Origin of the sequence: Acetobacterium sp. (assembly GCF_030652775.1) — a bacterium.
Classification (GTDB): domain Bacteria; phylum Bacillota; class Clostridia; order Eubacteriales; family Eubacteriaceae; genus Acetobacterium.
In genome coordinates, this window is record NZ_JAUSPS010000096.1 from 1 (window position 1) to 25337 (window position 25337).

A 25337-nucleotide genomic window follows, 5' to 3' on the forward strand; every position below is an offset into this window, starting at 1 on the left:
GGAAGAATTTCATCGCGGCTTTTTTAGATTTAGTGTTGGCATAGAAGATGTTGAAGATATCATTGCAGATTTGGAGCAAGCATTAGCTAAGACGGGATTATAATAAGATGAAATATGTTTAAAATCGGCGAAGGACGTTATCGCAGTTTATAAAAATGACTTAATAAAACAGAAATGTTTTATTAAGTCATTTTTGATTACAGCGTTTCGTTCATACTGCCGGTTCGGTAGCCTTTTAAATCAAGGCTGATATAAGTGAAACCAATGGTTTTAAAACGATCATGAATTTTATTTCGGTTATCCTTATCCAATAAGACATCAAAACCGGTTTCATCGGTTTCGATCCGGGCCAGGTCACCATGATAGCGAACGCGAACCTGATGAAAACCCAGATCAAGAAGATATTGTTCCGCCTGGTCGATCATGTGCAGGCGATCAGGGGTAATGTTCTCGCCATAGGGGAATCGGGAAGACAGACAGGCAAAGGACTGTTTGTTCCAGGTTGGCAGGTTCAATTCCTTTGACAGCTGACGGATCTCTTCCTTGGAAAGATTGGCAAATCTTAATGGACTTTTCACACCCAACTCGGTTACTGCTAAAAGACCCGGTCGGTAATCACCATCATCATCGGTGTTGGAGCCTTCAACAACGAAGTTTAATTTCTGAAGTGCCGCAATTTCTTTGATTTTGGTAAAAAGCTCAGACTTACATAAATAGCAGCGGTTTTTGGGATTATGGGAAAAACCCTCGATGTCCAGCTCTTCCGAATCAATAATAAAGTGATCGGCTCCCAATTCTTCGGCATAAGCGGTAGCTTCCAGTAATTCGCGCTTGGGAAAACTTTCAGACCGAGCTGTAACAGCGACTGCTTTTTTCCCTAAAACGTCATAGGCGACCTTGAATAAAAATGTCGAATCAACGCCACCCGAAAAGGCCACTGCGACACTTTCAAGTTCGGCTAAGTAGTCCTTCAATGCTTGGTATTTATTAGTCAGGTTATTCATAACACACTCCTTAAATGTAATCATAGTAACTATATATGATTAATATTTTATGATATTTTAAACTCGTTGTCAAGCTTGATTATGGGGAATAAATGGCATAAATCAGCGAACTATATAATGTTACAGCCAGCAGTTTAAGAACCAATGAAATAATTGCAAATGAAAAAATTAGAATTCAATTCTATTAACAGAGGTCATTTATAGTAGGATCAATGTGAATGGTCTTGAATTTCTTTCCCGATGTTGATAAAAACATTTAAACATGTATACTATAATCAATGGTTTAATGAATTGAACCATTGAACGGAGGATTAGACTTGAAAGACATGAGCAAAGAGCAAAAAGCACTCATCGAGAATTTTAAAGACTGCCAACCACTGCTCACCGCTATCGGTGACGATACACGGCAGCTCATTATTGTGGCAATTATGGAAAGTGGGTGCTACCCCGGAATTAGGGTAGGGGACATTACCAAAAAAGTCAATCTGTCCCGACCGGCAGTATCCCATCATATAAAAATTCTTATGGATGCAAAAATTGTTAATGTCAATAAGCAGGGAACCATGAATTTCTATTATCTAGATCCGGGAAAAAGTTGGTTGCTGGATTTAAAAACATTGGTGGAGCATATTGAACTGTTAATGGAGCAATGCAATTAGTCTTGAAATACGTGAACAATAAACAATAAAGGAGAAGAAGATGATATTTTATTTTACAGGAACAGGTAACTCGTTGTATGCGGCAAAGAAGATTGGTGATGAGCTGGGAGAAGACCTCATTGACATAACCGCTGCCATGAAAGAGAAATCATTTAGTTACAGGCTTTCAAGCAATGAAAAAATTGGTTTTGTTTTTCCCGTTTACTTTTATGGAGTGCCTTCAATTGTAGTCGACTTTATAGCTGAGTTAAAAATTGAAAAAAATCTGGAAGCTGGATTAAAACCTTATGTATTTGGCGTGATGACATGCGGTGGTGGTATGGGTGGAACCCCGAAAATGCTGCAAGAGCTGTTGGAAAAGCATGAATTACCTTTGACTGCAGCGTTTGAACTCAAGATGGCCAGCAACTACATTATGATGTACCAGCCAACTGGTCCTGACCTGCAAAAGAAAATACGGATCTCAACAGATAAAAAATTAGTAGATATTATCGCCGCCATTTCAAAAAACAAGAAGGAGGATAGTGGTAAGCGAAAAAAAACACTTTTGACCAGCGTAGCCTATCCGCTTTATCTGCATGGCCGAAAAACAAGGCTTTTTTATGCCGATGAAAAGTGTAATGGCTGTGGAAAGTGCACAAGAGTCTGTCCGGTTTCTGTCATTCAAATGGAAAATGACAAACCGGTTTGGATGGCGAAACAATGTACCCACTGCTCAGCCTGTATTAACCGCTGTCCTCAGGAAGCGATTCAGTATGGTAAGAAAACGCTAAAGTGGCGACGATTCGAAAATCCGATCCTAAAATAATTAAGAAACCATAAAAATATTCGTCTTCGTTCTTGACAGTTTGAACCATTACAAATAAAATGAGAGATATAGAATAAAATGATATTTAATTAAGACGGATTCTATATTGAGGTGTTTGTTTTTGGCAAAAAACAGAAAGTTCAAAACGAGGAAGAAAAATGGAAGCCAATATAAAAGATCGAATTAAAAAACTGTTAGCCCTTGGCAGAAGTCCCAATCCCAATGAAGCAAATTATGCTATTTTAAAAGCCAAAAAGCTGATGGTTGAATATAAATTTACAGAACGGGATTTATTAAGATATGATGAAAAGCCTATTAAGGTTGATAGTAATATTTATTATACCACCCGCCGGGAGCATTGGATGACTGGTTTGGCTGATGTCATTTCTGAGAATAATTGTTGTGTTTTCTATATGATCACGCCGCCTGAAACCCAACGGCACTACATCATTTTTCATGGATATGAAGAGGATGCCCTAATCTGCAGCAGTATTTTTGCCTATGCAGTTGATTGTGTGCGCTCTCAATTGAAGGCGATTAAGAAGGTTATGAAACTCGACGAAAAGCCAGATACCATTATTAACGAAGCCTGCGAAACTTATGGCAAAGGGTTTTATGAGGGGTTAGACGATGCTTATACGATTCAGGATTTTGAGCACCAGGAATGGGGTCTGGTGATGACTGTCCCGCCGGAAGTTAAAGAAATTCTCGAACCAATGGAGCATGCCCAACATAAAGAGAAAAACCATGAGGATCACTATTCTTTTTATGCTCAAGGCTATCGGGAAGGCAAAGTATTCACAGCCCTAAACAAATTGGAAGATGTAAAAGAAGATGTAGTGTAATTAGGTACTTAGTTAAAAACCAGTGGCACACTGAAAATATGTCACTGGTTTTTTCTATTTCATATTGATGGATTAGTATGTTATGTTAAAATAGATAAATATCGTCAGAAAATTAAAACTGGTGAGACAGAATAGGAGCTATATATGAGTAAAAATATCAAGAGCAGTGTTGTTTTCAAAAAGACGCGACTCGATAATCTACAGGAAACACTGATCATCCTGTTTGGCGAAATCAGAGGCCGACATTATTTTGACAAGGCTGCCTTTATTCTGGAAAATGAACTGAAAACCATGGATGATCGGGGTAGCAAAGCTATCAATAAACATTTAAGTACAGCAATTCTGCCTGGTTATGCCTGTTATCGAGGACTGATCGATTGTGGCGTTTCCAAAGAAGTTGCTTACGCTATTGTTGAAGAAGAAATTGCAGCGTCGGCGCTTCGAATGGGAACCATTTCCGAGCTGCTGAGAGGGCTGCCATTTGCCTATCCGTTATTTAAGCTATTGATTAAACCGATCATGAAACGGGGATATCCGCAGGAAGGATGGACCATTAACTGGAAAGAATTGAGCCGGGAGCGAATCTATTTTCACATTACCACCTGTTTATACTGTGAGGAACTTTCGAAAAGAGATGCTCTGGAGCTTTGTCCGGCATTTTGTAATTCAGATCATGTCGCCTATGATCCTTTAGCACCGAGAATTCATTTTCGGCGGAAATGGACACTGGCAACCGGAAATGAATTATGTGATTTTTGCTTTAAGAATGGAAAAATAGCGAGCAAAAAAGCCCGTAAATCTCGAAGTTAGAAGTGTTAGTCCGTTAGTAGCAGAAATAAGATACTTGCAATTTTTGTTTATCAGAGCGTTAATTGGATAAAAATAGAAGAAAAGCCAATAGATCTACCGATTAGGAGAATGATTGATGAAATTCAAGTATAAGATCGTAGCCCTATTTGTCACGGCCATTGTTTTTATCAACCTGGGAATCGGTATTTATGCGGTTAACAGTATGCAACAGAAAGTTCTGGGAGCTGCCCAGGAAAAGCTGTTAAGTGATGCCGCATTGGGAAATGCCCTGATAGAACAACAATTTCCTGGAGAGTGGGTTGTTAAAGAAGGGGCGTTATTCAAAGGCACCATTAAAATGAATGATAATTTCGAAATCGTAGATAAAATCGGTGAGTTGACTGGTGACACAGTGACGATTTTTCAGGGTAGTACCCGGGTATCGACCAATGTTAAAGATGAAGAGGGCAACCGCGCCATCAATACTCAAGCCACTGATGTGGTTAAAGCAACGGTGTTAAATGACGGAGAAACTTATATCGGAAAAGCAAATGTGGTGGGTGTCTGGAACCAAACGGTTTATCAGCCGATTCGAAATGCCAATAATGATGTTATTGGAATCTGGTACGTCGGGATACCAAATACAATTTATGACCGCTTGGCGGCGGATTTCAGAAATATGCTGATTTTATTTTCCGTTGTTGCAATTTTACTTGCAAGCATTGTGATATGGATTGTCACAGACCGGATGACCAAACCACTGGTGATGTTGGAAAATGTGACAAATAAGGTGGCCCAGGGTGATTTGACACAAAAAATCGAAGTCGTGAAAAGCAAAGATGAAATTGGTACTCTGGCATCGGCTTTTGAGCGGATGATCGGAAATATGCGGTCAGCTTTAACAAGAATCGCTAATTCTTCGGAAGAAGTAACCATGGGTGCTCAAAACATATCGACGGCCAGCACCTCATTGTCAATTGGAGGGACAGAACAGGCCAGCTCGATTGAAGAATTAACGGCTTCTATCAACGAGATTTACGAACAGACAAGAGTCAACGGCGAGAGTGTGGAGGCTGCCATTAGTTTGGTTGGCAGTGCTCAGATCAAAGTAAATAGCGGCGATCAAGAAATGCAAAATATGATTTTGTGCATGGATGATATCAACGAGTCATCGCAAAATATTGGAAAAATTATTAAGGTTATTGATGAAATTGCCTTTCAAACTAATGTCTTAGCCTTGAACGCCAGTGTTGAAGCTGCTCGAGCCGGGGAACATGGAAAAGGGTTTGCCGTTGTCGCCGGAGAGGTCAGAAGCCTTTCGATCCGAACAACGGATGCGGTCAAACAAACCAGCAGTTTGATTGAAGCATCGGGAAAGAATGTCAAAATTGGCATTGAGGTAGCTAATCGGATGTCAGAAGCTTTAGAAGAAATAAAGTCCAGCATGAAAGCAGTCGAAAATCGGATCGAAGCAGTTGGTCAGGCATCGGAGATGCAAACCCAGAGTATCCATGAAATTAATTCAGGCATCAACATTATTGCCGGTGTGGTTCACACTAATTCGGCAACCTCGAAACAGACAGCCGCTGCCAGTGAAGAGCTCTTCAATCAGGCAGAAATACTGAAAAAGCAGACCAGTCAGTTTAAACTCCAATAGACAATTATCAAAACTTAAAAAAGAGAGACTCAGAGATTGGATCATCTGAGTCTTTTTGTTTTGGTGATTTAAAACGTTATTTTAATTTTTCGACCATTTCCAGTACTTCCCAAAGTGATTTGCCCGATTCCTGAGCGATTTTTTTGACATCCTCATATTCCGGGGTAGCCCGGGTAATATCACCCTGCTGGGACATTTTGATGGTGACCTCACCGAGGGGGGTCGCTATCTTTTTAAAATGCCGGTGCATGCAGGTTCGCTCCACCGGAAATTTGCGAATACCGATGGTGGAGGTTTCTTTTAGAATGATTTCCTCAATCAGTGGTAACTTGGCTTCACTGCATAAGACGGTGAGATGAATGCCTGGGCGGTTTTTCTTCATATATACCGGGGTGTAGAAGGCATCGAGGGCGCCGTTTTGCAGTAAAACTTCCAATACATAGCCAGCCATTTCGCCGGTCATATCATCAACATTGGTTTCCACAACCATAATGGTGTTGGATTCGGATTTTCGCCCCTGAATGATCCGCAGGGCATTAAGTACCCCGAAGTCCTTTCCGCCAAACCCGTATCCAGTCTTTTCCGGGATAAAACTGGGGGTGGTGGCAGAGTAGGTAGCCAGCTCAGCCAGAATGGCAACCCCGGTAGGAGTGGCCGATTCGCCATCAATCGCCTTGGAATACATTTCAAAATTAGATTCGCAGAGGATTTCAGCGGTGGCCGGAGCAGGCACTGGCAGGAGTCCGTGGGCACAGCGAACCCAGCCACTGCCGACATTTATTTTGGAACCATAAACCAGATCCGGTTTTAGCGTATGGTAACAGATGGCGGCCCCGACGATATCAACAATCGAATCGAGAGCGCCGACCTCATGAAAATGAACCCGTTCAACGGGAACATTGTGAACCTTACCTTCGGCCACCGCCACCCGCATAAAAATAGCCAGCGCAGTGGTTTTTACCTCATCCGAGAGAGTCGATTTTTCGATGATTTCTTTAATATCGTTAAAGTGCCGATGATGGTGCCGGTCAGCTTCCAGGATGACATGACAGCGGGTGCCGGAAATCCCTTTTTTCATGGTGGCTTCTGCTTCGATGCGAAACCCGCTGAGATTCAGCTTTTTTAGTTCGGCGTCAAGGTAAAGCGGATCAATACCCAGATCAATAAAGGCACCTAAAACCATATCCCCACTAATACCGGAAAAACAATCGAAAAATAAAACCTTCATGGACAATTCTCCTTCTTTGGGCCACGCCCTGATGAAATACGATTATGTGATAATTCGTTTTTATAGATTATAGCTTGTTAATTTTTGACGCCATACAGGCAGCCCCAAAACCATTGTCAATATTGACAACACCAATCCCGCTGGCACAGGAGGTCAGCATCCCCAGTAACGCCGAGATGCCGCCAAAGCTGGCGCCGTAACCGATACTGGTGGGAACAGCGACGATGGGTTTATCGGTAAGACCACCGACCACTGAGGCCAGAGCCCCTTCCATCCCGGCAACCACAATAATCACCTTGGCATGATTGATAATCGGGACGTTGCCAAGTAGCCGATGGATGCCAGCCACCCCGACATCATAGAGCCGTTTGACCTGATTGCCCATGACCATGGCGGTAATGGCTGCCTCTTCAGCAACCGGAATATCTGAGGTTCCGGCAGTAACTACGAGAATGTAGTCATCGGTGGTTTTATATTCTTCCCGTTTGACAACGACCGAACGGGCTTCTTCGTAATAAATGGCATCAGGGGTAATGGATTTAATGGTGTCGAAGACATCCCGTTCTGCTCGGGAAGCGAGGATGTTACCGGTGGATCGTTCCATCATGTTTTCGACAATTCCCTTGATCTGGTTCAGGGTTTTCCCGGGACTGTAAATCACCTCGGGATAACCATTTCGCAGCTCCCGGTGGTGGTCCACCTTAGCATAGGAAAGGTCTTCGTAGGGCAGCGTTTTAAGCAGTTCCAGTGCGGTATGAATCTCGCATTCCTGGTTTTTGACGTCTTCCAATAATTTTGTTAATTGATCTACATTCATAATTGTCTCCATTACTGCTGATGAGTCAGCAAAATATTAAAAAATTTCGTTATAGGGTCTGAATATAATTGGTCATTTCTGCTAAGGTCAGGTAGTTGCGGATCAGGTTGGTATTCATTTTAATACCATAGGCCTTTTCGAGTTGATGGATCAGATCAATGAGACCAAGCGAATCACCGCCAAGATCAAAGACAAAATGACTGTCCAGTGAAATCATCGCCGGGGAAATCTTCAGAATACCTGCCCAGTAATCGGCCATCTCTTTATAAAGGCCTTCAAGTGTAGACTCCGAGATGCTGCCTAACGGGATGGCCTGATCGTAGTCACTATAGTCGCCGTTTTCCCAGGCAATAGCCAGAGCCAGACGGTTTGTTTTGCCCGAGGTGGTCTTGGGAATTTCGTCAATGATCACACCCCAGGTGATGGGAAGCTGCCAGGTGGCAGAAATGGCCTGGCCGGCGCAGGTTAAAATCTCTGGGTTTTTGGAATCACTAAAGAGAATCAGACAGTTTTCCTGAGCGATCCGATCTTTGCCCTGAACGACAATCAGGTTGGTATTTTCGGGTAAGGCCTGCTTGGCGGTCTTTTCCAGATCCGAGACCAGATAATTTTCACCGTTGACGATAATAATATCTTTGTAGCGGCCAAAAATATTTAACCAGCCGTTTCGAAAAAAGCCCAGATCGCCGGTGTTAAACCAACCATTTTGATCCACTCCGGTAGGGGTATTTTTGTTTTTTGAATAATAACTTTGCATGACATTGGTGCCGCAAATATGGATGAGACCCAGGTATTCCGGTTCCAGAATATTTCCGGCCAGATCTTTGATGACCACTTCGTTGCATTCATCCAAAACACCCACCGACATGCGGCCGATGGTATCATCATCGGGGTCACAGAAGAACAGCTTTTCGCCAATGGCGATGCCGCTGCCTAGAAAATAATCCATCCGGAAGGGCGAACCATAGGGGGTGTAGGCTACGCCCATGGTGGTTTCGCTGAGACCGTAGGCCGGTTTCAGGGTATCCCGGATCCAGCCCATTGCGGCTGTCTGAGCTTCGAAGGCGGTTAAGGAAAGGGGATTGACATCCTCGCCACCGCAAAAACAGATATAAACGGTGGCGAGATTCACCGCCCGATGCTGTTTAATGCCGACCTTAAGCAATAGTTCGATGCCAAACAGGGCCGCTCCGGTGACGGTGGCGGAAAACTGTGAGAGTTTTTCCAGCCAACGGTTGGGGTTTTGCACAAACTGCAGCGGGCTCATTAAATATTGGGGGAAGTTGTTGACAATCGGAACCAGATGATAGCCGACAAAACCAAAACAGTGGGATAGCGGCAGCCAGCTTAAATAGCGTTCCTGAACCTTTTCCCGGACGATGATACTGCTGGCAATGCCGCCTTCTAACAAGTTGCGGGTGGTTAGAACGGCGCCTTTAGGAGCCGAAGAGGTGCCAGAGGTAAACTGAATCATCCCGGGATCAGTGTCGCTAACGGAAACGATAGTTCCCGGGGAGGCTTCGGCCAAAGCCCGAAACATCAGCAGGTTATTTTCGAAGAGGGTGGTTACCCCTTCTAAATCACTGACAATAATGGGATTTTCCAGTGAGGACAGCACACTTTGCAGGTAAGCCCGGGATTTTTCATCCTGAGCCAGGGGCAAGATGGCAGGAACCATGCCGCCCAGGATGCCCGCCCAGAAACAGGTGATCTGGGCCTGGATGCTTTTTAGCTGAAACACCAACAATGATCCTTTTTTAAGACCATAAGACTGATAACCGCCGAGAACTTTTAGAGCATCCTCAAAAAGCGCGGCATAGGTCTGAGTGAACTCCTGGCCATCGGCCTCCAGATAAGTGATGGTCACATCACTGTTTTTTAGCTTGATAAACGAGTCTTGTATATTCATGGAAGTCTCCTCAACAATTCTGTCTGATTCGTACTAGATCATGGTATAGCCACCATCGATGGCAATGGTTTGCCCGATGATATAATCACTGCCCGACGAGCACAGGAAAGAAATAATCCCAAAAAGGTCTGCTTCGGTGCCCAATCGTCCGGCAGGGGTATTCTTAGTGTGTTCAGTGAGGGCATATTTGGGGAAGTTTGATTTAGCCATGTCGGTTTCGATAACACCGGGGGCAATAGCATTAACCTGGATATTAAGACGGGCAGCTTCCCGAGCCAGGGCTTTGGTAAAAGCAATGACGCCGCCTTTAGCGGCAGAATAATGGGTAAAACCCAGTCCCCCAACCCGGCCGGCGATGGAAGCAACATTAATAATCTTGCCTCGTTTCTGTTTTTCCAGGACTTTGTAAACTGCATGGGTGGCGATGAAGGTTCCGGTTAAATCGATGTCGATTACCGCTTTCCAGTCTTCTAAGGTCATGGCACTGAAGGTTTTGACCGGGAAGATCCCGGCATTATTGATCAGGACATCGATTTTGCCGTAGGTTTCCATGACAATGTTGACCATTTTGATGGCATCTTCTTCGGAAGATATATCGCATTGCACGGCAATGCATTTGGTGGGAAGTTTTTCGGCAGCGGCTTTGGCTGTTTCGATATTACGGCCGATAATGACAATATTGGCTCCTTCATTGCTGAGATATTCAGCAAATGAATAACCAATTCCCCGGGAGGAGCCAGTAATGATAATAACCTTATCTTGATGAATCCCTGCCATGGCCTTAGCCCTCAATTTCGCCGATGATCTGGCCGACCAGAACCCGGTCATCTTCTGCGGCCAATGTCGCAGAAAGAACCCCATCGGCTGGTGATTCGATATAGATGGAAATCTTATCAGTGGCTGCTTCGGCGATGTTATCGCCTTTTTTTACAGTGTCGCCAATAGCGACAAGCCATTGTCTTAAATTGATTTCTTCAGCGCCTTCGGCAAATTCGGGGATAGCAATTTCGTATTTCATTTTGGTTCTCCTTTAATTTTAAATTTAATTAAGCACCGCCACATGACTAGGCATGGGCTGGTACGACAGGGTGTTTTTGATCAATATTTAATTCGGTGATGGTTCGTCTAGACGTTTGGGTACCAAACATCTCATCAAAAGCCAGAATAAACTGATCTCGCAGATCAGGCAGGGTGACGGAGGGGCATCCGCAGACTGCCAGGGAGGTTATGCCCTTATCTTCAATTCCGCAAGGGATGATAGCCTTAAAATGTTCGAGGTTGGGGTTGACATTAATGGACATGCCATGGAGGGTAACCCCGTGGGATACCGCAATGCCTAAAGCGGATATTTTTCTATCCTCACCGGTCCCGGGTTCTGTCACCCAGACACCGCTGCGCCCTTTGATGCGTTTGCCTTTCAACTGATAATGGGCCAGCAGATTGATCACCACCTGTTCCAGACAGCGGACATACTGGTGAGCGCCCTTAACATACTGGTCAAAGTGCAGGATCGGCGAAACGATGAATTGACCGTTGCCATGATAGGAGATATCACCACCCCGGCTAACCGCGGTCAGGGCAATGCCCAGATCCAAAAGTTCAACAGGGGTCAGGAGCAGGTTCTTTTCATGAGTGCCCCGACCCAGGGTAATAATAGGATGATTTTCCTGGAAAAGCAGGGTGTCCGGCCAGGAACCGTCTACACATCTTTCGTGTAGCTGTTCCTGGACGATAAAGGCTTCTTCATAGGAAATCAGTCCCAGGTCAATCCAAGTGAGTTCCTTTTTCATGCTCTAATCCTCCAGGTGGTACTGTTTCATTTTGCGGTATAGGGTACTCCGGGAAATACCGAGGTACTCAGCCGCTTTCTTGCGTTCGGGAAAAAGCGCCAGGGCTTTTTTGATGGTGGTGAGTTCCATGTTTTTTAAATCCACATTGGGTTGCTCGGCGGTTATCTTAATAGTTTTTGGCGGCGGTGGGGGCTCTTCTTTCGGGGTCAGTTCGGCATTGAGATTCGGCAGATAACTGGAAATAAAATAGTTATCAATACGATTGGTTTCAGTGAAATTGACCGCCTGTTCGATGGCATTTTTAAACTGCCGCACATTGCCCGGCCACTCATATTCCTGCATGATGGCGATGGTGGAGGGGTGGAGCGGTTCAATGTATTTGCCGCAGGCCTGGGTGATGTCATTGAGAAAAAACTCAGCCAGAATCGGAATGTCCTTTTTTCGTTTCCGCAGTGGTGGAATATTTATTTGCAAAACATTCAGCCGATAGTAAAGATCTTGGCGAAACCTCCCCTTTTTAACTTCTTCGGCAAGATTTTTATTGGTGGCCGCAATCACTCGTACATCAATGGGAATATCTTTATCTCCGCCAATACGCTGAATATATCGCTCCTGTAAAACTCGCAGCAGAATGGTTTGGGTGTTGATGGGCATTTCGCCGATTTCATCGAGAAAAATGGTGCCGCCCTTGGCCAGTTCGAATTTTCCGATCTTACCGTGTTTACTGGCTCCCGTGAAAGATCCTTCTTCATAGCCAAAAAGCACACTCTCGATCAGGCTTTCGGGAATCCCGGCACAGTTTATGGCAATAAATGGTTGATCAGATTGACAAGCGTTGTGAATCGCCTGGGCAAACATTTCTTTACCGGTTCCGCTTTCGCCTTCCAAAAGCACGGTTGCGCTGCCTTTGGCGGCAATTTGAGAAAGATGGAGTGACCGCAGCAGATCCGAGCTGTCGCCGATGATGTCGTCAAAGGTAAAGCGGGTCCCTTTTCGCTTGGCCTTATCAGAAACCTGGATGGTCTTATCCATATCCTTCAGCGTTGCAACAGCTCCGGCAATGGTGCCATTGTCATGAAGGATCAGCTTGCTATTGATTAGGCAATTGATTTTTTTGCTTTTGGTAATAATGTGTTTATCTTTTTCTTCAAAGGCTGGCGGGACATTTCCGTTATGATCCAAAATCGTTTCGCCGTCCATAATCTCCAGAATGTTTTTTCCGTAAGATTCAAAGGTGGTAGTTTTTAAAATTTTGGCGCCCTGAGAATTGATACCGATGATTTTGCCCTTGACATCCACCGCAACCACGCCATCGGTCATGGAGTCGATCACTGTGCTCAGATAGTGGTTGGTTAAATCAACCTGGCGATGGGATTCGGCAATACAAAGCTGTCGGGATATCGCTTTGGTGGCGGCAACTACCATCCCTAAGGTATGGGGGTAGGCCATTTCTTTGGGCCCGGCCATATCCATAACGCCCAGCAGTTTGCCGTTGGCATCGAGAATAGGTGCGGCTGAACAGGTCAGTTCGTGATAACATTCATAGTAGTGCTCAGCGCCGATAACCTGAATCGGTTGAAGGAGATCAATGGCTAAACCGGTGGCATTGGTTCCGGCCATGTGTTCGTTCCAGATACTGCCCCTGACCAGATTTTTGGTGAAGGCTTCCCTGAGAATAGCTTGATCGCAAATCAGTTCCAGAATAACCCCATTGGGATCGGTGAGGGTTGTCGAAAAACCAGATTTGTTCACAAATTCCTGTAATTCAACCATAAAGGGAATACTGACATCCAGAAGAATATGATTCTGTTCCAGTCGCTTTCGGAAGTTCTCTTCACTGACTGTTGGGGTACGATTCAAAGCCCGGGGATCAAGCCCAGCTTTATGACAACGCAGCCAGGAATCAATGATCGGTTTGCGGACATGATTGCCGATGTTTCCGGAAAACACAAAGTCTTCCCAGGTTCTTTTGATTAGATCAAAGTCAGCAGACAGTTTCAAAGCGTTCACGCTCCTTTGTTAGAGTTGTTTTTTATTTAGAAGCTGCTTGCTGTTGCTGAAAAGATAAATAATCGGCATCAGGGGAGCGACCCCTGATGCCGGTTGGAAAATCTATTTACCAGCAGCCAATTTCTGAAGATCAGCATTGAGTTGAGCGAAAATATAAACTGGCGCACAGCCGGGGTAATAAGTAACTGATTTGGCTAGCGCAGCTCCTTCTTTTACCTTATCAACAGAGGGGAAGAGTTCCCAGCAATCGCCGCAAATAAAGACGTTTTTGCCAACACAGATTTGCGGATCGAAATCGGGTACGCCGCCAGCGATAACGACTACTTCACCAGATTTTGCCAGGAATTTGTTCATGTCAATACCACTTAAAGCAAATGAGTCGAGAGCCCCACGAACATTAACAAAACAGCCGGGACAGGTTTGCTGCATTACACAGGTTAAACCGGCATACATACCAATGGGGTCGCCACCGGGACGTCGGAAATGTTTCATAACCGATTCGATCGAGTTACCAACAACATCGATTTTGGCTAAATCGATTTCGCCCTGGCCTTCGGTTCCGGCACAGCGAATGGCAGGAATTTCCATCGGTTCAAAGCCCATAATCGAACAGGCAACCGAGTCAACGGCAACGGTATCGGTTCCGGCGATCATTAAGTTCATTTCAATGGGCGAACCAGCGTGAGGTCCCTGACCCTCCATCCCGATAACCGAGTCAACAATGGTGAGATCGGCATGACGGATTCTGTACATATCAGCCATTTTCTGGCCCAGTTCGATCCGATGAGCACCTTGCTGTTGATCATTGGGATGACAGTTAGGGATGATCCCATTCCAGTTTTTAAGGCCTAAGGTAACGGTTCCAGCTAAATGAACCTTCATTTTTGGTAGGTTGATGACCACATCGGCATCCAGGAAAGGTTTAAAGACCGTGGCATGTTTAAATAATTTTGCCCCTTCGATTTCCACCGCAACAACATCATGTTCATCAAAATAGATGACTTCATCAGCACCGCCAAGTTTGGCTGCTTCTTCCATTTTCGAATCTTTGAAGGCAGGTTTGGCTCGGCCAACATGCATCCCTAATGATGGATTATCACCAACGACTACTTTTCCGGCCTTGGAGTTTTTCTTTACATAAGAAACAACAGCTTCAATGGTTCGCGGATCAACGACGGCGTGGCTTTCTGGCGGCGCCTGGAAAGCAAGGTTTGGTTTAATTAAGACAGTATCGCCTTCTTTGATGATAGTATCAAGGGAACCTATTGCTAATTCAACTGCTTCGGCAACAGCGGCTTCAATTTTTCGAACATCCTCTTCAATACGAACATATTTTCCGCCCATGAATGAGGCATTGCCTTCTGGTTGTGCAACCTTTACAACAGATACTTTTGTTTTACTCATGATAATCTCCTTTTGGTATAGTCACCATATATTTGTCCATAAGCATGGACGTACAGTTATATACCCGCAATAATCATGCCAAAACAATGTGTCCCAGAAAAAACCTAAAACCGAGATTCTTAATGTGTTATTGGTGTGTCATGTGTCAAAATCGGACATAGTAGTGTGTCATTATAACACGTGACACACGAATTAAGCCTTAATCAAAAAAGAGATGGTAAACTGAGTTTCAAATTAGTAGTATTCGATGGGAATGTTTTTTGTTATAATCTTATGATATGAGGTATTATATACTAAGTAGAAAAAATTACCGATGCGAAAGTTTGGCGTTTGGTTCATAATACTTTTGTAATTTAATTAAAATAAGAAAGTGAGGATAATATGCGTAAAGTTTTATTGTTAAACGGTAGCCATAAATCCGCTAAAAGTTTTACCATGATCATAGCCGAGCAATTTGTATCAGGGCTGATTGAATATGATCCGGAGACGGTGGTCGAAACCGTTGATTTAATCCAGAAGAATATTAATGCATGTACGGCGTGCCATTCCTGCTGGACCACCACACCAGGTGAATGTGTTTTCCAGGACGACATGACGGAACTTTTTCATCAATATGAGGATGCTGACATTGTGATCTGGGCCACCCCGCTCTATCATTATGGGATTTCCAGTGCCATGAAAAAATTTATGGAGCGAACCCAACCAGCGCTGCTGCCATTTATTGACAATGAGGGTGGCGGAACCTACGGACATCCGTTCCGGAATCCGGAAAAAATGGAGGCTAAAAAGCATGTGCTGATCAGCACTTGTGGCTTTCCGTCGACAAAAAACAATTATGAAGGGGTGGAAGAACAGTTTAATAATCTCTTCGGAAAAGACAAGTGGGAAAAGATAATTTGTGTCGAAGGTGAGCTTCTGGGTATTCATCAGTTAGATAACCTGACTGGTCCATATCTGGATTTGGTTAAAATTGCCGGTAAGGAATATGGCGAAAATCTGAGCATCTCTCCAAAAGTCCGGGAAGGTCTGTCAAAACCATTTGTTGAAACACCGACCTATCTCCAGACAACGAACCTGAGTTGGGGAGTCGACGATACCCGCATGAAGGATTCTGACGGCGGGCTGATTGCCTGGAATTATATGAAAGAAATTCATACAGCCTTCAACCCCAAGGTACGTCCAAAAATGAATGCGGTTCTGCAGATTGATTTTACTGATATTAAAGAACGCTATCAGTTTGTAATTAAAGACGAAACCTGCACTCTGCTGCGCAATGATTTTGCCAGAGAAACAACCGTCATTAACATCAATCTCACCACCCTGGAGCGGATTTTAGAAGGTAAGATAGACGCCGCCCAATCGTTGCTGGAGAAAAAATATTCGGTTGTTGGTGATATGCGATTGTTTAACGCCTTTCTCGATGGACTTTTTGGTCCGGTTAATCTGAATCCGGAAAAGAAAAAAAAGCTGGTTCCGATCAGTTTTAAGAATACCCCTTATTGGTTTTTTCTGGCCTTGTGCCCATGGATTTTCTGTTTTCTATTAGCAGATTACAGTCCGCTGATGGGGGTGGTAATTCCATTGATGCTCAGTGGAATTTTATGCGGCATCAAGCGGGGCGCCGATCTGGTTTATTTTGAACGAGCCACCCTGTTGACGTTTTCGCTGCTGGGTTTAACAGTGGTGACCTTTGGGTCGGATTATCAGGGAAACACCTTTGCTATTATCGGGTATTTTGCCCTGGCTCTGATCTGGGTAATTTCTACCCTAAAAACAGTTCCCTTGACAGCCGATTACACCCATTATTTTAATGGCCGTAATGCCCTTAAGAACGTTTTGTTCTTGAGGACCAACCGATTGTTATGTTATGTCTGGTCGCTGGTCTTCCTGGCTCAGGCGGGACTGGCCTTATGGCTCAATACAACGGTGCTGATCAATTTCGCAGCGATGATTCCGATCCTGTTAAGTGTACCAACCTTTGCGTTTTCGCTCTGGTTTTTAAAATGGTACCCCAGCGATATGGCTAAACCCAGATAAGCGTTTCACGGAAATTTTGTCGTGACACCATGGATTCAAAATAGGAGTTGAAATGTTAACACTGGATAAAATATACCACGCATCATTTACACTAAAAAAATATATTCGCCCGACGGATTTGATTCACGCCCCTAAAATATGTCCGGACAGCGATATTTATTTAAAAACAGAAAATTTGCAGATAACCGGCTCGTTTAAGGTTCGAGGAGCTTGTTATAAAATATCCCAGCTCAGTGAAGCAGAAAAAGCGAAGGGGGTGATTGCCTGCTCCGCTGGCAATCATGCGCAGGGGGTGGCCATGGCGGCAGCCATTAATCATATCAAAGCCCTGATCTGTCTGCCCGACGGAGCTCCAATCTCCAAGGTGGAAGCGACCAAAGCCTATGGTGCCGAGGTCTGTCTGGTGGAAGGCGGCTATGACGAGGCCTATGCAAAAGCTTTGGAACTTCAGGCTGAGCGGGGCTATACCTTTATCCATCCCTTTGATGATGAGTTTGTTATCGCTGGTCAGGGAACCATTGGTCTAGAATTGCTTGAAAGTTTGCCGGATCTGGATGCGGTGATCGTTCCGATTGGCGGCGGCGGATTGATTTCTGGCATTGCCTATGTGCTCAAGTCCTTAAAACCCGATGTGAAAGTTTATGGGGTGCAGGCCTGTGGTGCTCCCAGCATGCAGCAGTCGATTTTGGAGAAAAAAATCTGCCGACTGCCCCGGGTATCAACTATTGCCGATGGAATTGCGGTGAAAGAACCGGGAGAGCTGACATTTAGTCTGTGCAGTGACTTCGTCGATGAGATTGTCACTGTCACCGAAGACGAAATATCAACCGCTATCCTGACCTTAATCGAACAGCAAAAACTTATTGCTGAAGGAGCAGGAGCGGTATCAGTGGCTGCTGCCATGTTTGGTAAACTGCCGATTAAAGGTAAAAAGACGGTTTGTATCGTATCCGGAGGGAATATTGATGTAACAATTTTGTCACGGATCATTAAACGGGGTCTATTGACCTCTGGCCGCACCTGTTCCTTTAATATCGAGCTTTTAGATAAGCCGGGACAGTTAAAAAAGGTATCTCAGATTATCGCCGACCTCGGTGGAAATGTCATCTCGATCCACCATGAACGGAGCAACGAAGGCTCAGATATCAATGGCTGTTTTTTGCGAATTGAATTGGAAACAAGAAATTACGAACACATTCGCGAAATTCGGGAAGGTCTGGTTCAAGGCGGATTCAAATTACAGAATTAAAATGAAAAATTATGTTTTATTATTGATTGGTTATAAAAAAACGGGGTATAATTCAACCGATAAGTGTTTAGCATCTGTTTATCGTTGGTGTGCTTTTGAATCAAGGGGGAATCTTTTGAAAAAGAGCACACTGAGATAAATCTGATCGCAACTCAGCAATAAAAATTAGTTCATTATATTTTAAAACAGGAGGAGAAAAATGTTAACCAATATCAGTGAAGATTTAAAGAAAATATTTTTGTTTGGCGTCGGAGCGGTGGCAGTAACAGCCGAGAAATCCAAGGTTCTTATTGATGAGCTGGTGGAAAAAGGTGATCTCACTGTCCAGCAGGGGAAAATTCTCAATGAAGAATTAAAACATAATATCAAAGAAACCATTAAAGATACCGTCACGGTCAACGTGGTTAAGTCAGAAACACCTCCCTCAGCGGATACCGTTGTGGAAGGTCTGGATAAGATGACGCCTGAAGAGATTCAGAAAATCAAAGACAAGCTGGATGCCATGACGGCAGCACAAACGGCGGAAAAAGAGATCATCGAGGTTTCAGATTTAGAAGAAAATGTCAGTGAAAAGGAAATCGATGAACTTAAGTGATTCTGGTACACGAGTAAAAGATATAGCAAAAAATCCAATGGATACTAATGGAAAACGGCTGAAGAAAATAGTATCTATCCTGGTAAAACACGAAATAACCAAAGGGTTGACCCCGGAAAAACTTCGACTCATCATTGAAGATCTGGGGCCAACCTTTATTAAAATTGGCCAAATTATGTCGATGCGCCGGGATATTTTTCCCAGCGACTATTGTATTGAACTTGAAAAACTGCGGTCACAGGTGACGCCGATGCCCTTTGATGAATTCATCCGAATTATTGAAGAGGAGTATGAATGCCCGGTGAACGAAGTTTTTCGCACGATTAATCAAGAGCCGCTGGGATCGGCTTCGATCGCTCAGGTGCATGCCGCCGATTTGCTCGATGGCGCTAAGGTAGTCATCAAGGTTCAGCGCCCGGGGATCTATAAGGTCATGGCTCAGGACGTGGTGCTGTTAAACCGAGCCACCGGGATTCTCAATGTCGCCAGTGGCATTGGCGACGTGGTGGATTTTAAAATGATCCTTGATGAAATGTGGAGCACCGCTCAGCAGGAAATGGATTTTCTCTTCGAGGCCAAAAATGCGCAACTGTTCAGCGAACTCAATGCCGAAATAAAATATATTGGCTGTCCCAGAATTTACAATCAGTTTACCACCGCCAAGGTTCTGGTCATGGAAGACATTGTCGGCATTGAAATTGATGAAAAGAAAGCACTGCAGGAGGCCGGCTACGATCTCCAGGAAATTGGCATCAAGCTGGCCGAAAATTATGTTAAACAGATTATTGATGATGGCTTTTTTCACGCTGATCCCCATCCCGGAAACATGTTTATCCGGGATGGCCAAATCGTTTGGATTGATCTGGGGATGATGGGAAAACTGTCCAAACGGGAGATGGGGCTGTTAAGGCGCAGTGTCAAAGCCGTGGCGATCCGGGATGTTGAAAGTCTGGAAGGGGCGATTCTTTCTCTGGGTGTCCACAAAGGCAAGCGAATCAACCATTCGCTTTTATATGAAGCCATCGATCGGATGCTGGATGTTTATGGCACTGAAGAACTCAGCAACATCAATATGGGGCGATTCCTGGAAGAAATATTGCGGATTGCCGCCGAAAATCACATTGGCATGCCCCGCGGCATCAGTATGCTCAGTCGCGGGATGATCACCATTGAAGCGGTGATTGCGGAAATATCTCCCGATGCCAATTTTGTCCGGATTATGGCCAACCACATGGCCGGACAGCAGGTCGCCAATTTTGATCTGAATAATTTTATGGAAACCAACAGACGGAAAATACTAATCTCCGGAGAAAAAGCCATTAGCGTACCGGGGCAGATTTCTGATTTTTTAAGTCTGGCCAATAAAGGACAATTGAAAGTGAACCTCGAAGTCATGGGTTCGGACGAGCCCCTGGCCGAAATCGATCAGATGGTGAATAAGATCGTGGTTTGTATCATACTGGCCGCCCTTTTAATCGGCTCCAGTTTCATTGCCACCACCGATATGACGCCCCAATTTATGGGAATCCCGGCGTTAGGAGCATTGGGTTATTTCACCTCGATTATCTTAAGTCTGGCATTGATGTTTTCCATCCATCGAAAGAAACGAAAACGCTGAATAGTGGCATGCTTATTTTAAATAGATGATTTAGATAAGATCAACAACGTAAAGAATAAAGCTCAAAATATTGTTCGAGGAGTACTCGCGAATCATACTTAAAATGATTTTTTGTTGTTTCTTTATAAATTTAGATTAGAATGGTTTGTTTTGGGTAAGAATATAATAAGTTCTAAAATGAGCTAATTTATTTTTATCAAGAAGGAGAAGAAAATGAAAAGAAATGTAATTTTAGGATTGTTGCTAGTTCTTGCGATACTGATTTCAGGTTGTACGCAAACTTCGACAACCACAGAAAAAAAGGATTCAGAAACAACAGACGTTGTCACCACCGCCTCGGTTGTCAATACCGAGGATGCCTTTATTAAAGCCATCAGTAAGGATGGAACTTGGATTATTGCCACCCTCGGTGATTTAAAAATTGATTCCGATCTGGTTCTGGATGGTGACTTTGTCAATGGTAAGAAAGATGATGCCGGAAATGACATTGTACAGCGAAAGATTGGTCTCTATACTCAGGATGAAGCTCGAAATGTCACTGCCAGATTCACCCTGACGGCACCTAAGATCACCATTAATAGTCCCAAAGCTAGTATTGAACATGGTACTTTTGTCGGTGATGTTTACGTAACAGCCTCTGATTTCCAGCTTAAAGACCAAAAAATCGAAGGGAATTTGTATTTTACAAATCCCGAAGCCCAGGCGACCTTTAAAATGGATGCAACAAGTTCAGTTACTGGCGTTCAGGAATTAAAGCAATAGTAGTAATTGTTTAACATTTCACAATAAAAATTTTGGGTGCCTCTAAATTGAAGTGTGAAATACATCAATTTGGAGGCTTTTATTTAGTTAAGCAAAAAATTATTATGAGAATAGTAAAAAAATGCATTGTGAAATAAAGAAATCAAATGCGAGATTTATTTGAAATAATAAGTAAAATCCGGAGGTGCATTATGGAAAAGAATATTATTATATTAGGAGCCGGATATTCGGGGATTCTAATTGCAAAAAAGCTTGCCAAACGTTTAAAAAGCCAGACGGATATTAAAATTACCTTAATCAACAAAAAAAGCTATCATACCATGCTTACTGAGCTGCACGAGGTGGCCGCAAATCGAGTTGAAGAAGATAGTATCCGAATCAGCATAAAACGTATTTTTGAAGGCCGAAATGTTGATGTAAAAGTGGATACGATCACAGCGATTGATTATGAAAAGAAACAATTAACGGGAAAAAAATCCAGCTATAGCTACGATTATCTGGTTCTGGCTTCCGGTTCACAGCCAACTTTCTTTGGTATTTGTGGGGCTGAAGAGTATACCCATCAGCTATGGTCCTATGAAGATGCAATTAAGCTAAAAGGACATATCTTTGAAATGTTCACAAACGCTTTGCAGGAAACGGATCAAGCAGAAAAACAGAAACTGCTTAGTTTTTATGTTTTAGGGGCAGGGTTTACCGGCGTTGAAATGGCCGGAGAACTTGCTGAATGGGTACCAATACTCTGTAAAGAATTTGAAATTGATCGTGAGATGGTAAAAATTACCTTGGTCGATATGATGGACAGAGTCGTCCCTAATTTATCAGAGGCACTTTCAGAAAAAGCAAAAAGACGATTGGAAAAAATGGGCGTGGAAGTAAGGTTGAAAACAGCTGTTGATTGCATTGGAGCAGACTTCATTGGTCTCAAACAAGCCGAACAGCATGTTGAATTACCGACAAACACGGTGGTCTGGGCGGCTGGCATCGAAAGTTCAGACATTGCCAACCAGGCTGTTCAGCTTACTCAGGTTGGCCGCGGCCGAATTAAAACCGATGAATTTCTCAGAGCTGAAGGAAAAGATGACGTTTTTATCGCCGGGGATAATATGTTCTATATTCCTGAAGGTGAATCGTCACCGGTGCCGCAGATGGTTGAAAACTGCGAACAATCGGCAGCTACTGTCGCCGATAATCTAACCAGTGTCATTACCGGAACCGGGAAGATGGAAAAATATACCCCCCATTTCCACGGCGTAATGGTCAGTATCGGCGGACGTTATGGGATTTCTTATGTCGGAACCGACAAAAAGAAATTTGCCTTACCTTCGTTCCTTTCGCAATTTGTGAAGCATTTTATTAATATAATTTACTTTATCCAAATTTTGGGATGGAATAAGGTCTTTAGCTATATCCGCCATGAGTTCTTTACCATCCGAAATTGCCGGAGTTTCGTTGGTGGCCATTTTTCAAATCGGACGCCCAGTTTTTTATTAGTGCCCCTGCGAGTTTTCTTAGGTGCATTTTGGGTCTATGAGGGCATTAAGAAAGTCAATGAAGGTTGGCTCCAAAAGCCGATGCTGACACCGTTTTTTAAAGGCGCAAATGATTTGTATTACTCGATTCTCCAGGCTGGTACTGGCGGCGGCGATGCGGTATCAAGTGCCACTGCGGCCGGATCGGGTGCTGAAGTGGCCGGAAATCTGCTCATCAATTGGAATATCCTAGGGCTCTTTAAAATTATTGTGATTCAGACATCGGATATTGCCATTAAATTGCAAATGGGTCTTATGGATTGGTTTACAAGCACAGTGATTTTAAGTAGTGCGAGCTCAGAAGTGTTTTTTCAGTCCGTGATCGTCTATTCTGAAATACTGATTGGAATCTTGCTGATTGTAGGTCTGTTTACCACCATTACCGCCTTATATTCAATCATTCTCCAGGGGATGTTTGTGACAACTACAGGGCTTTATCTGAGTACATGGTGGATGATTTTTGCTGCAGTGGCTGTTATTTTTGGCGGAGGGAGCGTATTCGGACTTGATTATTATGCAATACCCTGGTTAAAAGAGCACTATAAGAATATCAAAATCGTCCGAAAACTATATATTTATCATGATTAAGAGAGAATTATCACCAAGATTAGACTACCAATCTTCCCTTGAAGCAGTCAGACTATTGATCAATGAGACCTTATTAGATACCGATGAATTAATCCAGGCGATGATGCAACACTTGACATTGGGAGTTGGAAAAAATTTAAGAGCGATGTTATTACTGGGGTCGGCAATGGATGAAGAAGGATTCGTTTCACAGGATGCTGTTATTGCTGGAGCGGCAGTCGAAATTCTTCACCTTGCCACCCTGGTTCATGATGATATCATCGATGAGGCGGATATCAGACGGGGACAAGCCAGTCTGCAAAAAAAGTTTGGTAAAAAAGAAGCGGTAATCTGTGGCGATTACCTCTTTTGTATCGCGATTGCCATGGTGTCTGAGATTTCAAACCATTATCCCGAAAAGCTGAAAGAATTTACCCACGCCATGACAAAAATATGTTTAGGCGAACTGCGTCAATTTAAACATAATTCAGATACTGATCTGAGTGTTATAAATTATCTGAAAATAATTGCCGGCAAAACTTCGGCGCTCTTTTCGCTGGCGATGTATTCCGGAGCCATCATTAATGGAAGCAGTGATAAAGAAGCCCGTTTTATGGGGCGGATTGGTCACAATATGGGACTGGCTTTTCAGATCTTGGATGATTGTGCAGATTATGAATCCGATGTTGAGGTAACAAAAAAATCGGTTAAGCATGATCTGGCCGAAGAAGTCATAACCTTACCGTTAATTTTTGCTTTTTTAAAAAAACCGGAACTCAAGCATCAGATCCAGAAGCAACAATTGACCGTGGCGGAAATTAATGAAATTATTGCTGAGGTGGTCAATGTCGGAGGGGTATCAATGGCCCATGATGTAGCTGAAAAATATTATCGCAAGGCAAAAAAAATGATCGATACCCTGCCGAATAAGCATCAGCGGTTATTAATTGGTGAGATCCTGGGGAGAATATGGAAAGTTGAGAATTAACAGATGATCCAACGGTTTTTAAATTATGTCGAAATTCGGACAAAAATAGCCAGTCTGCTCCCCTTTTTACTTGGTTTGACTTATGTACTATATGCCTATCAACAGATAAATATTTTAAATACGCTGCTGTTTTTTACATCGATGCTAAGCTTTGATATGGCAACAACCGCCTTAAATAATTACATCGATGTGAAAGCAAATGACAAGATATTGGAATTTTCTCAAAAAAACGCGAAACAAATACTGTATTTTCTTTTGTTTCTGGCCACATTATTGGGGCTGGCGCTAGTATTTTATACCGGGGTGATTGTTTTGGTTTTGGGAGCTCTATGTTTTGGCGTGGGGATTTTCTATACCTTCGGGCCAGTACCTATTTCCCGGATGCCGCTGGGTGAAATTTTCTCAGGGTTATTTATGGGCTTGATTATCCCCTTTTTAGTGGTTTTTATTAATGCTCCTGACGATAGTCTTATTTATTTTACTTTTACAAACTGGCTTCTGCAAGTATCATTCAATACCTTGGATCTGCTGAAATTAGGAATTATTACAATCCCGGCGATAACCGGGATTGCCAATATTATGCTGGCTAATAATATCTGTGATCTTGATGAAGATGTTAAAGTAAACCGCTTTACCCTGCCTTATTATACTGGTGTAAAAAACGCCCTGAATATTTTCGCAGCACTTTATTATCTGGGATTTGTGGCCATTTTGATAATGGTACTGTTTGGATTAGTGCCGATTTATGGATTAATTGCAATCGTTGGTTTAATCCCAATTCATAAAAATATTTCAAAATTCAGAAAACTGCAGTCCAAGACAGTGACATTCCCTTTGAGTGTGCAAAACCTGGTGATCGCATTGGTTCCGGCAATCATTGTTTTGGCAATCGGAGTTATTCTTAATTAAATTAATTTTAGCAATGAATTAACAGACTCTTAATACAATCTTTCCATGCCGTTAACATATGGTATTGCAGAGCATGTTAGACTTTTAACAGCGATGAAGAAAACAGGGAAACCTGTCATCTTTACCGCTGTTATTTAGTTTATCAATGCTTCAATAGTAT

Annotated in this window: 23 protein-coding genes; 14 read left to right on the forward strand and 9 right to left on the reverse strand. The window is 43.4% G+C overall.

Annotated features, from left to right (window positions below):
• On the forward strand, positions 1-103 hold a 103-nt coding region (locus tag Q7J41_RS16770), incomplete at its 5' end, for a PLP-dependent transferase (RefSeq protein ID WP_304889632.1).
• A gap of 94 nt (positions 104-197) precedes the next feature.
• On the opposite strand, the gene larE is transcribed toward Q7J41_RS16770, so the two are convergent.
• Entirely contained in the window at positions 198-1004 is an 807-nt protein-coding gene (gene larE / locus Q7J41_RS16775) for an ATP-dependent sacrificial sulfur transferase LarE (RefSeq protein WP_304889589.1), read from the reverse strand.
• A gap of 326 nt (positions 1005-1330) precedes the next feature.
• On the opposite strand from larE, the gene Q7J41_RS16780 reads away from it, so the two are divergent.
• The 5 genes from Q7J41_RS16780 to Q7J41_RS16800 all read left to right on the forward strand — a co-directional run bounded on the left by Q7J41_RS16780 (position 1331) and on the right by Q7J41_RS16800 (position 5762).
• Positions 1331-1663, forward strand: coding sequence for a helix-turn-helix transcriptional regulator (locus Q7J41_RS16780; protein WP_304889633.1), 333 nt, complete (start codon positions 1331-1333; stop codon positions 1661-1663).
• Positions 1664-1703: 40 nt separating this feature from the next.
• Complete coding sequence (locus Q7J41_RS16785) at positions 1704-2471, forward strand: EFR1 family ferrodoxin (RefSeq protein WP_304889590.1); 768 nt, start codon at positions 1704-1706, stop codon at positions 2469-2471.
• Between the two features lie 158 nt (positions 2472-2629).
• Positions 2630-3316: a DUF2786 domain-containing protein gene (locus Q7J41_RS16790; protein ID WP_304889591.1), complete on the forward strand. Its 687-nt coding sequence runs from the start codon at positions 2630-2632 to the stop codon at positions 3314-3316.
• 144 nt (positions 3317-3460) lie between these two features.
• Positions 3461-4126 carry an L-2-amino-thiazoline-4-carboxylic acid hydrolase gene (locus Q7J41_RS16795; RefSeq protein ID WP_304889592.1) on the forward strand — a complete coding sequence of 222 codons (666 nt, stop codon included), beginning with the start codon at positions 3461-3463 and terminating at the stop codon, positions 4124-4126.
• 115 nt (positions 4127-4241) lie between these two features.
• Positions 4242-5762, forward strand: a complete 1521-nt coding sequence (locus Q7J41_RS16800; RefSeq protein ID WP_304889593.1) for a methyl-accepting chemotaxis protein — start codon at positions 4242-4244, stop codon at positions 5760-5762.
• 76 nt (positions 5763-5838) lie between these two features.
• On the opposite strand, the gene larC is transcribed toward Q7J41_RS16800, so the two are convergent.
• The 8 genes from larC to Q7J41_RS16840 all read right to left on the reverse strand — a co-directional run bounded on the left by larC (position 5839) and on the right by Q7J41_RS16840 (position 14920).
• Complete coding sequence (gene larC, locus Q7J41_RS16805; RefSeq protein ID WP_304889594.1) at positions 5839-6990, reverse strand: nickel pincer cofactor biosynthesis protein LarC; 1152 nt, start codon at positions 6988-6990, stop codon at positions 5839-5841.
• Between the two features lie 67 nt (positions 6991-7057).
• Entirely contained in the window at positions 7058-7807 is a 750-nt protein-coding gene (gene larB / locus Q7J41_RS16810; RefSeq protein WP_304889595.1) for a nickel pincer cofactor biosynthesis protein LarB, read from the reverse strand.
• Positions 7808-7856: 49 nt separating this feature from the next.
• Positions 7857-9716 carry a non-ribosomal peptide synthetase gene (locus Q7J41_RS16815; protein ID WP_304889596.1) on the reverse strand — a complete coding sequence of 620 codons (1860 nt, stop codon included), beginning with the start codon at positions 9714-9716 and terminating at the stop codon, positions 7857-7859.
• A 33-nt stretch (positions 9717-9749) separates the two neighbouring features.
• Positions 9750-10493 carry an SDR family NAD(P)-dependent oxidoreductase gene (locus tag Q7J41_RS16820; protein ID WP_304889597.1) on the reverse strand — a complete coding sequence of 248 codons (744 nt, stop codon included), beginning with the start codon at positions 10491-10493 and terminating at the stop codon, positions 9750-9752.
• Between the two features lie 4 nt (positions 10494-10497).
• Positions 10498-10734, reverse strand: a complete 237-nt coding sequence (locus Q7J41_RS16825) for a biotin/lipoyl-containing protein (protein WP_026393813.1) — start codon at positions 10732-10734, stop codon at positions 10498-10500.
• A gap of 46 nt (positions 10735-10780) precedes the next feature.
• Positions 10781-11506 carry a lipoyl(octanoyl) transferase LipB gene (gene lipB, locus Q7J41_RS16830; protein ID WP_304889598.1) on the reverse strand — a complete coding sequence of 242 codons (726 nt, stop codon included), beginning with the start codon at positions 11504-11506 and terminating at the stop codon, positions 10781-10783.
• A gap of 3 nt (positions 11507-11509) precedes the next feature.
• Complete coding sequence (locus Q7J41_RS16835; RefSeq protein ID WP_304889599.1) at positions 11510-13507, reverse strand: sigma-54-dependent Fis family transcriptional regulator; 1998 nt, start codon at positions 13505-13507, stop codon at positions 11510-11512.
• A gap of 111 nt (positions 13508-13618) precedes the next feature.
• Positions 13619-14920 carry a DUF362 domain-containing protein gene (locus tag Q7J41_RS16840; RefSeq protein ID WP_304889600.1) on the reverse strand — a complete coding sequence of 434 codons (1302 nt, stop codon included), beginning with the start codon at positions 14918-14920 and terminating at the stop codon, positions 13619-13621.
• A 381-nt stretch (positions 14921-15301) separates the two neighbouring features.
• Between Q7J41_RS16840 and Q7J41_RS16845 the strand changes: the two genes are divergently transcribed.
• The 8 genes from Q7J41_RS16845 (at position 15302) to Q7J41_RS16880 (ending at position 25177) form a co-directional block, all read left to right on the forward strand.
• Positions 15302-16957: an NAD(P)H-dependent oxidoreductase gene (locus Q7J41_RS16845; protein WP_304889601.1), complete on the forward strand. Its 1656-nt coding sequence runs from the start codon at positions 15302-15304 to the stop codon at positions 16955-16957.
• A gap of 52 nt (positions 16958-17009) precedes the next feature.
• A complete protein-coding gene (gene ilvA / locus Q7J41_RS16850; RefSeq protein WP_304889602.1) occupies positions 17010-18206 on the forward strand; it encodes a threonine ammonia-lyase in 1197 nt (398 codons plus the stop codon).
• A 199-nt stretch (positions 18207-18405) separates the two neighbouring features.
• Entirely contained in the window at positions 18406-18801 is a 396-nt protein-coding gene (locus tag Q7J41_RS16855; protein WP_304889603.1) for a phasin family protein, read from the forward strand.
• 37 nt (positions 18802-18838) lie between these two features.
• Positions 18839-20419: an AarF/ABC1/UbiB kinase family protein gene (locus Q7J41_RS16860; protein ID WP_304889604.1), complete on the forward strand. Its 1581-nt coding sequence runs from the start codon at positions 18839-18841 to the stop codon at positions 20417-20419.
• A 213-nt stretch (positions 20420-20632) separates the two neighbouring features.
• Positions 20633-21181, forward strand: coding sequence for a hypothetical protein (locus Q7J41_RS16865; protein WP_304889605.1), 549 nt, complete (start codon positions 20633-20635; stop codon positions 21179-21181).
• A gap of 191 nt (positions 21182-21372) precedes the next feature.
• Positions 21373-23301, forward strand: coding sequence for an FAD-dependent oxidoreductase (locus tag Q7J41_RS16870; protein ID WP_304889606.1), 1929 nt, complete (start codon positions 21373-21375; stop codon positions 23299-23301).
• Positions 23302-23356: 55 nt separating this feature from the next.
• The gene (locus Q7J41_RS16875; RefSeq protein WP_304889607.1) at positions 23357-24268 is read left to right on the forward strand and encodes a polyprenyl synthetase family protein; all 912 of its coding nucleotides are present in this window, start codon (positions 23357-23359) and stop codon (positions 24266-24268) included.
• Positions 24269-24271: 3 nt separating this feature from the next.
• Positions 24272-25177, forward strand: a complete 906-nt coding sequence (locus tag Q7J41_RS16880) for a 1,4-dihydroxy-2-naphthoate polyprenyltransferase (protein WP_304889608.1) — start codon at positions 24272-24274, stop codon at positions 25175-25177.
• Positions 25178-25337: the final 160 nt, after the last annotated feature.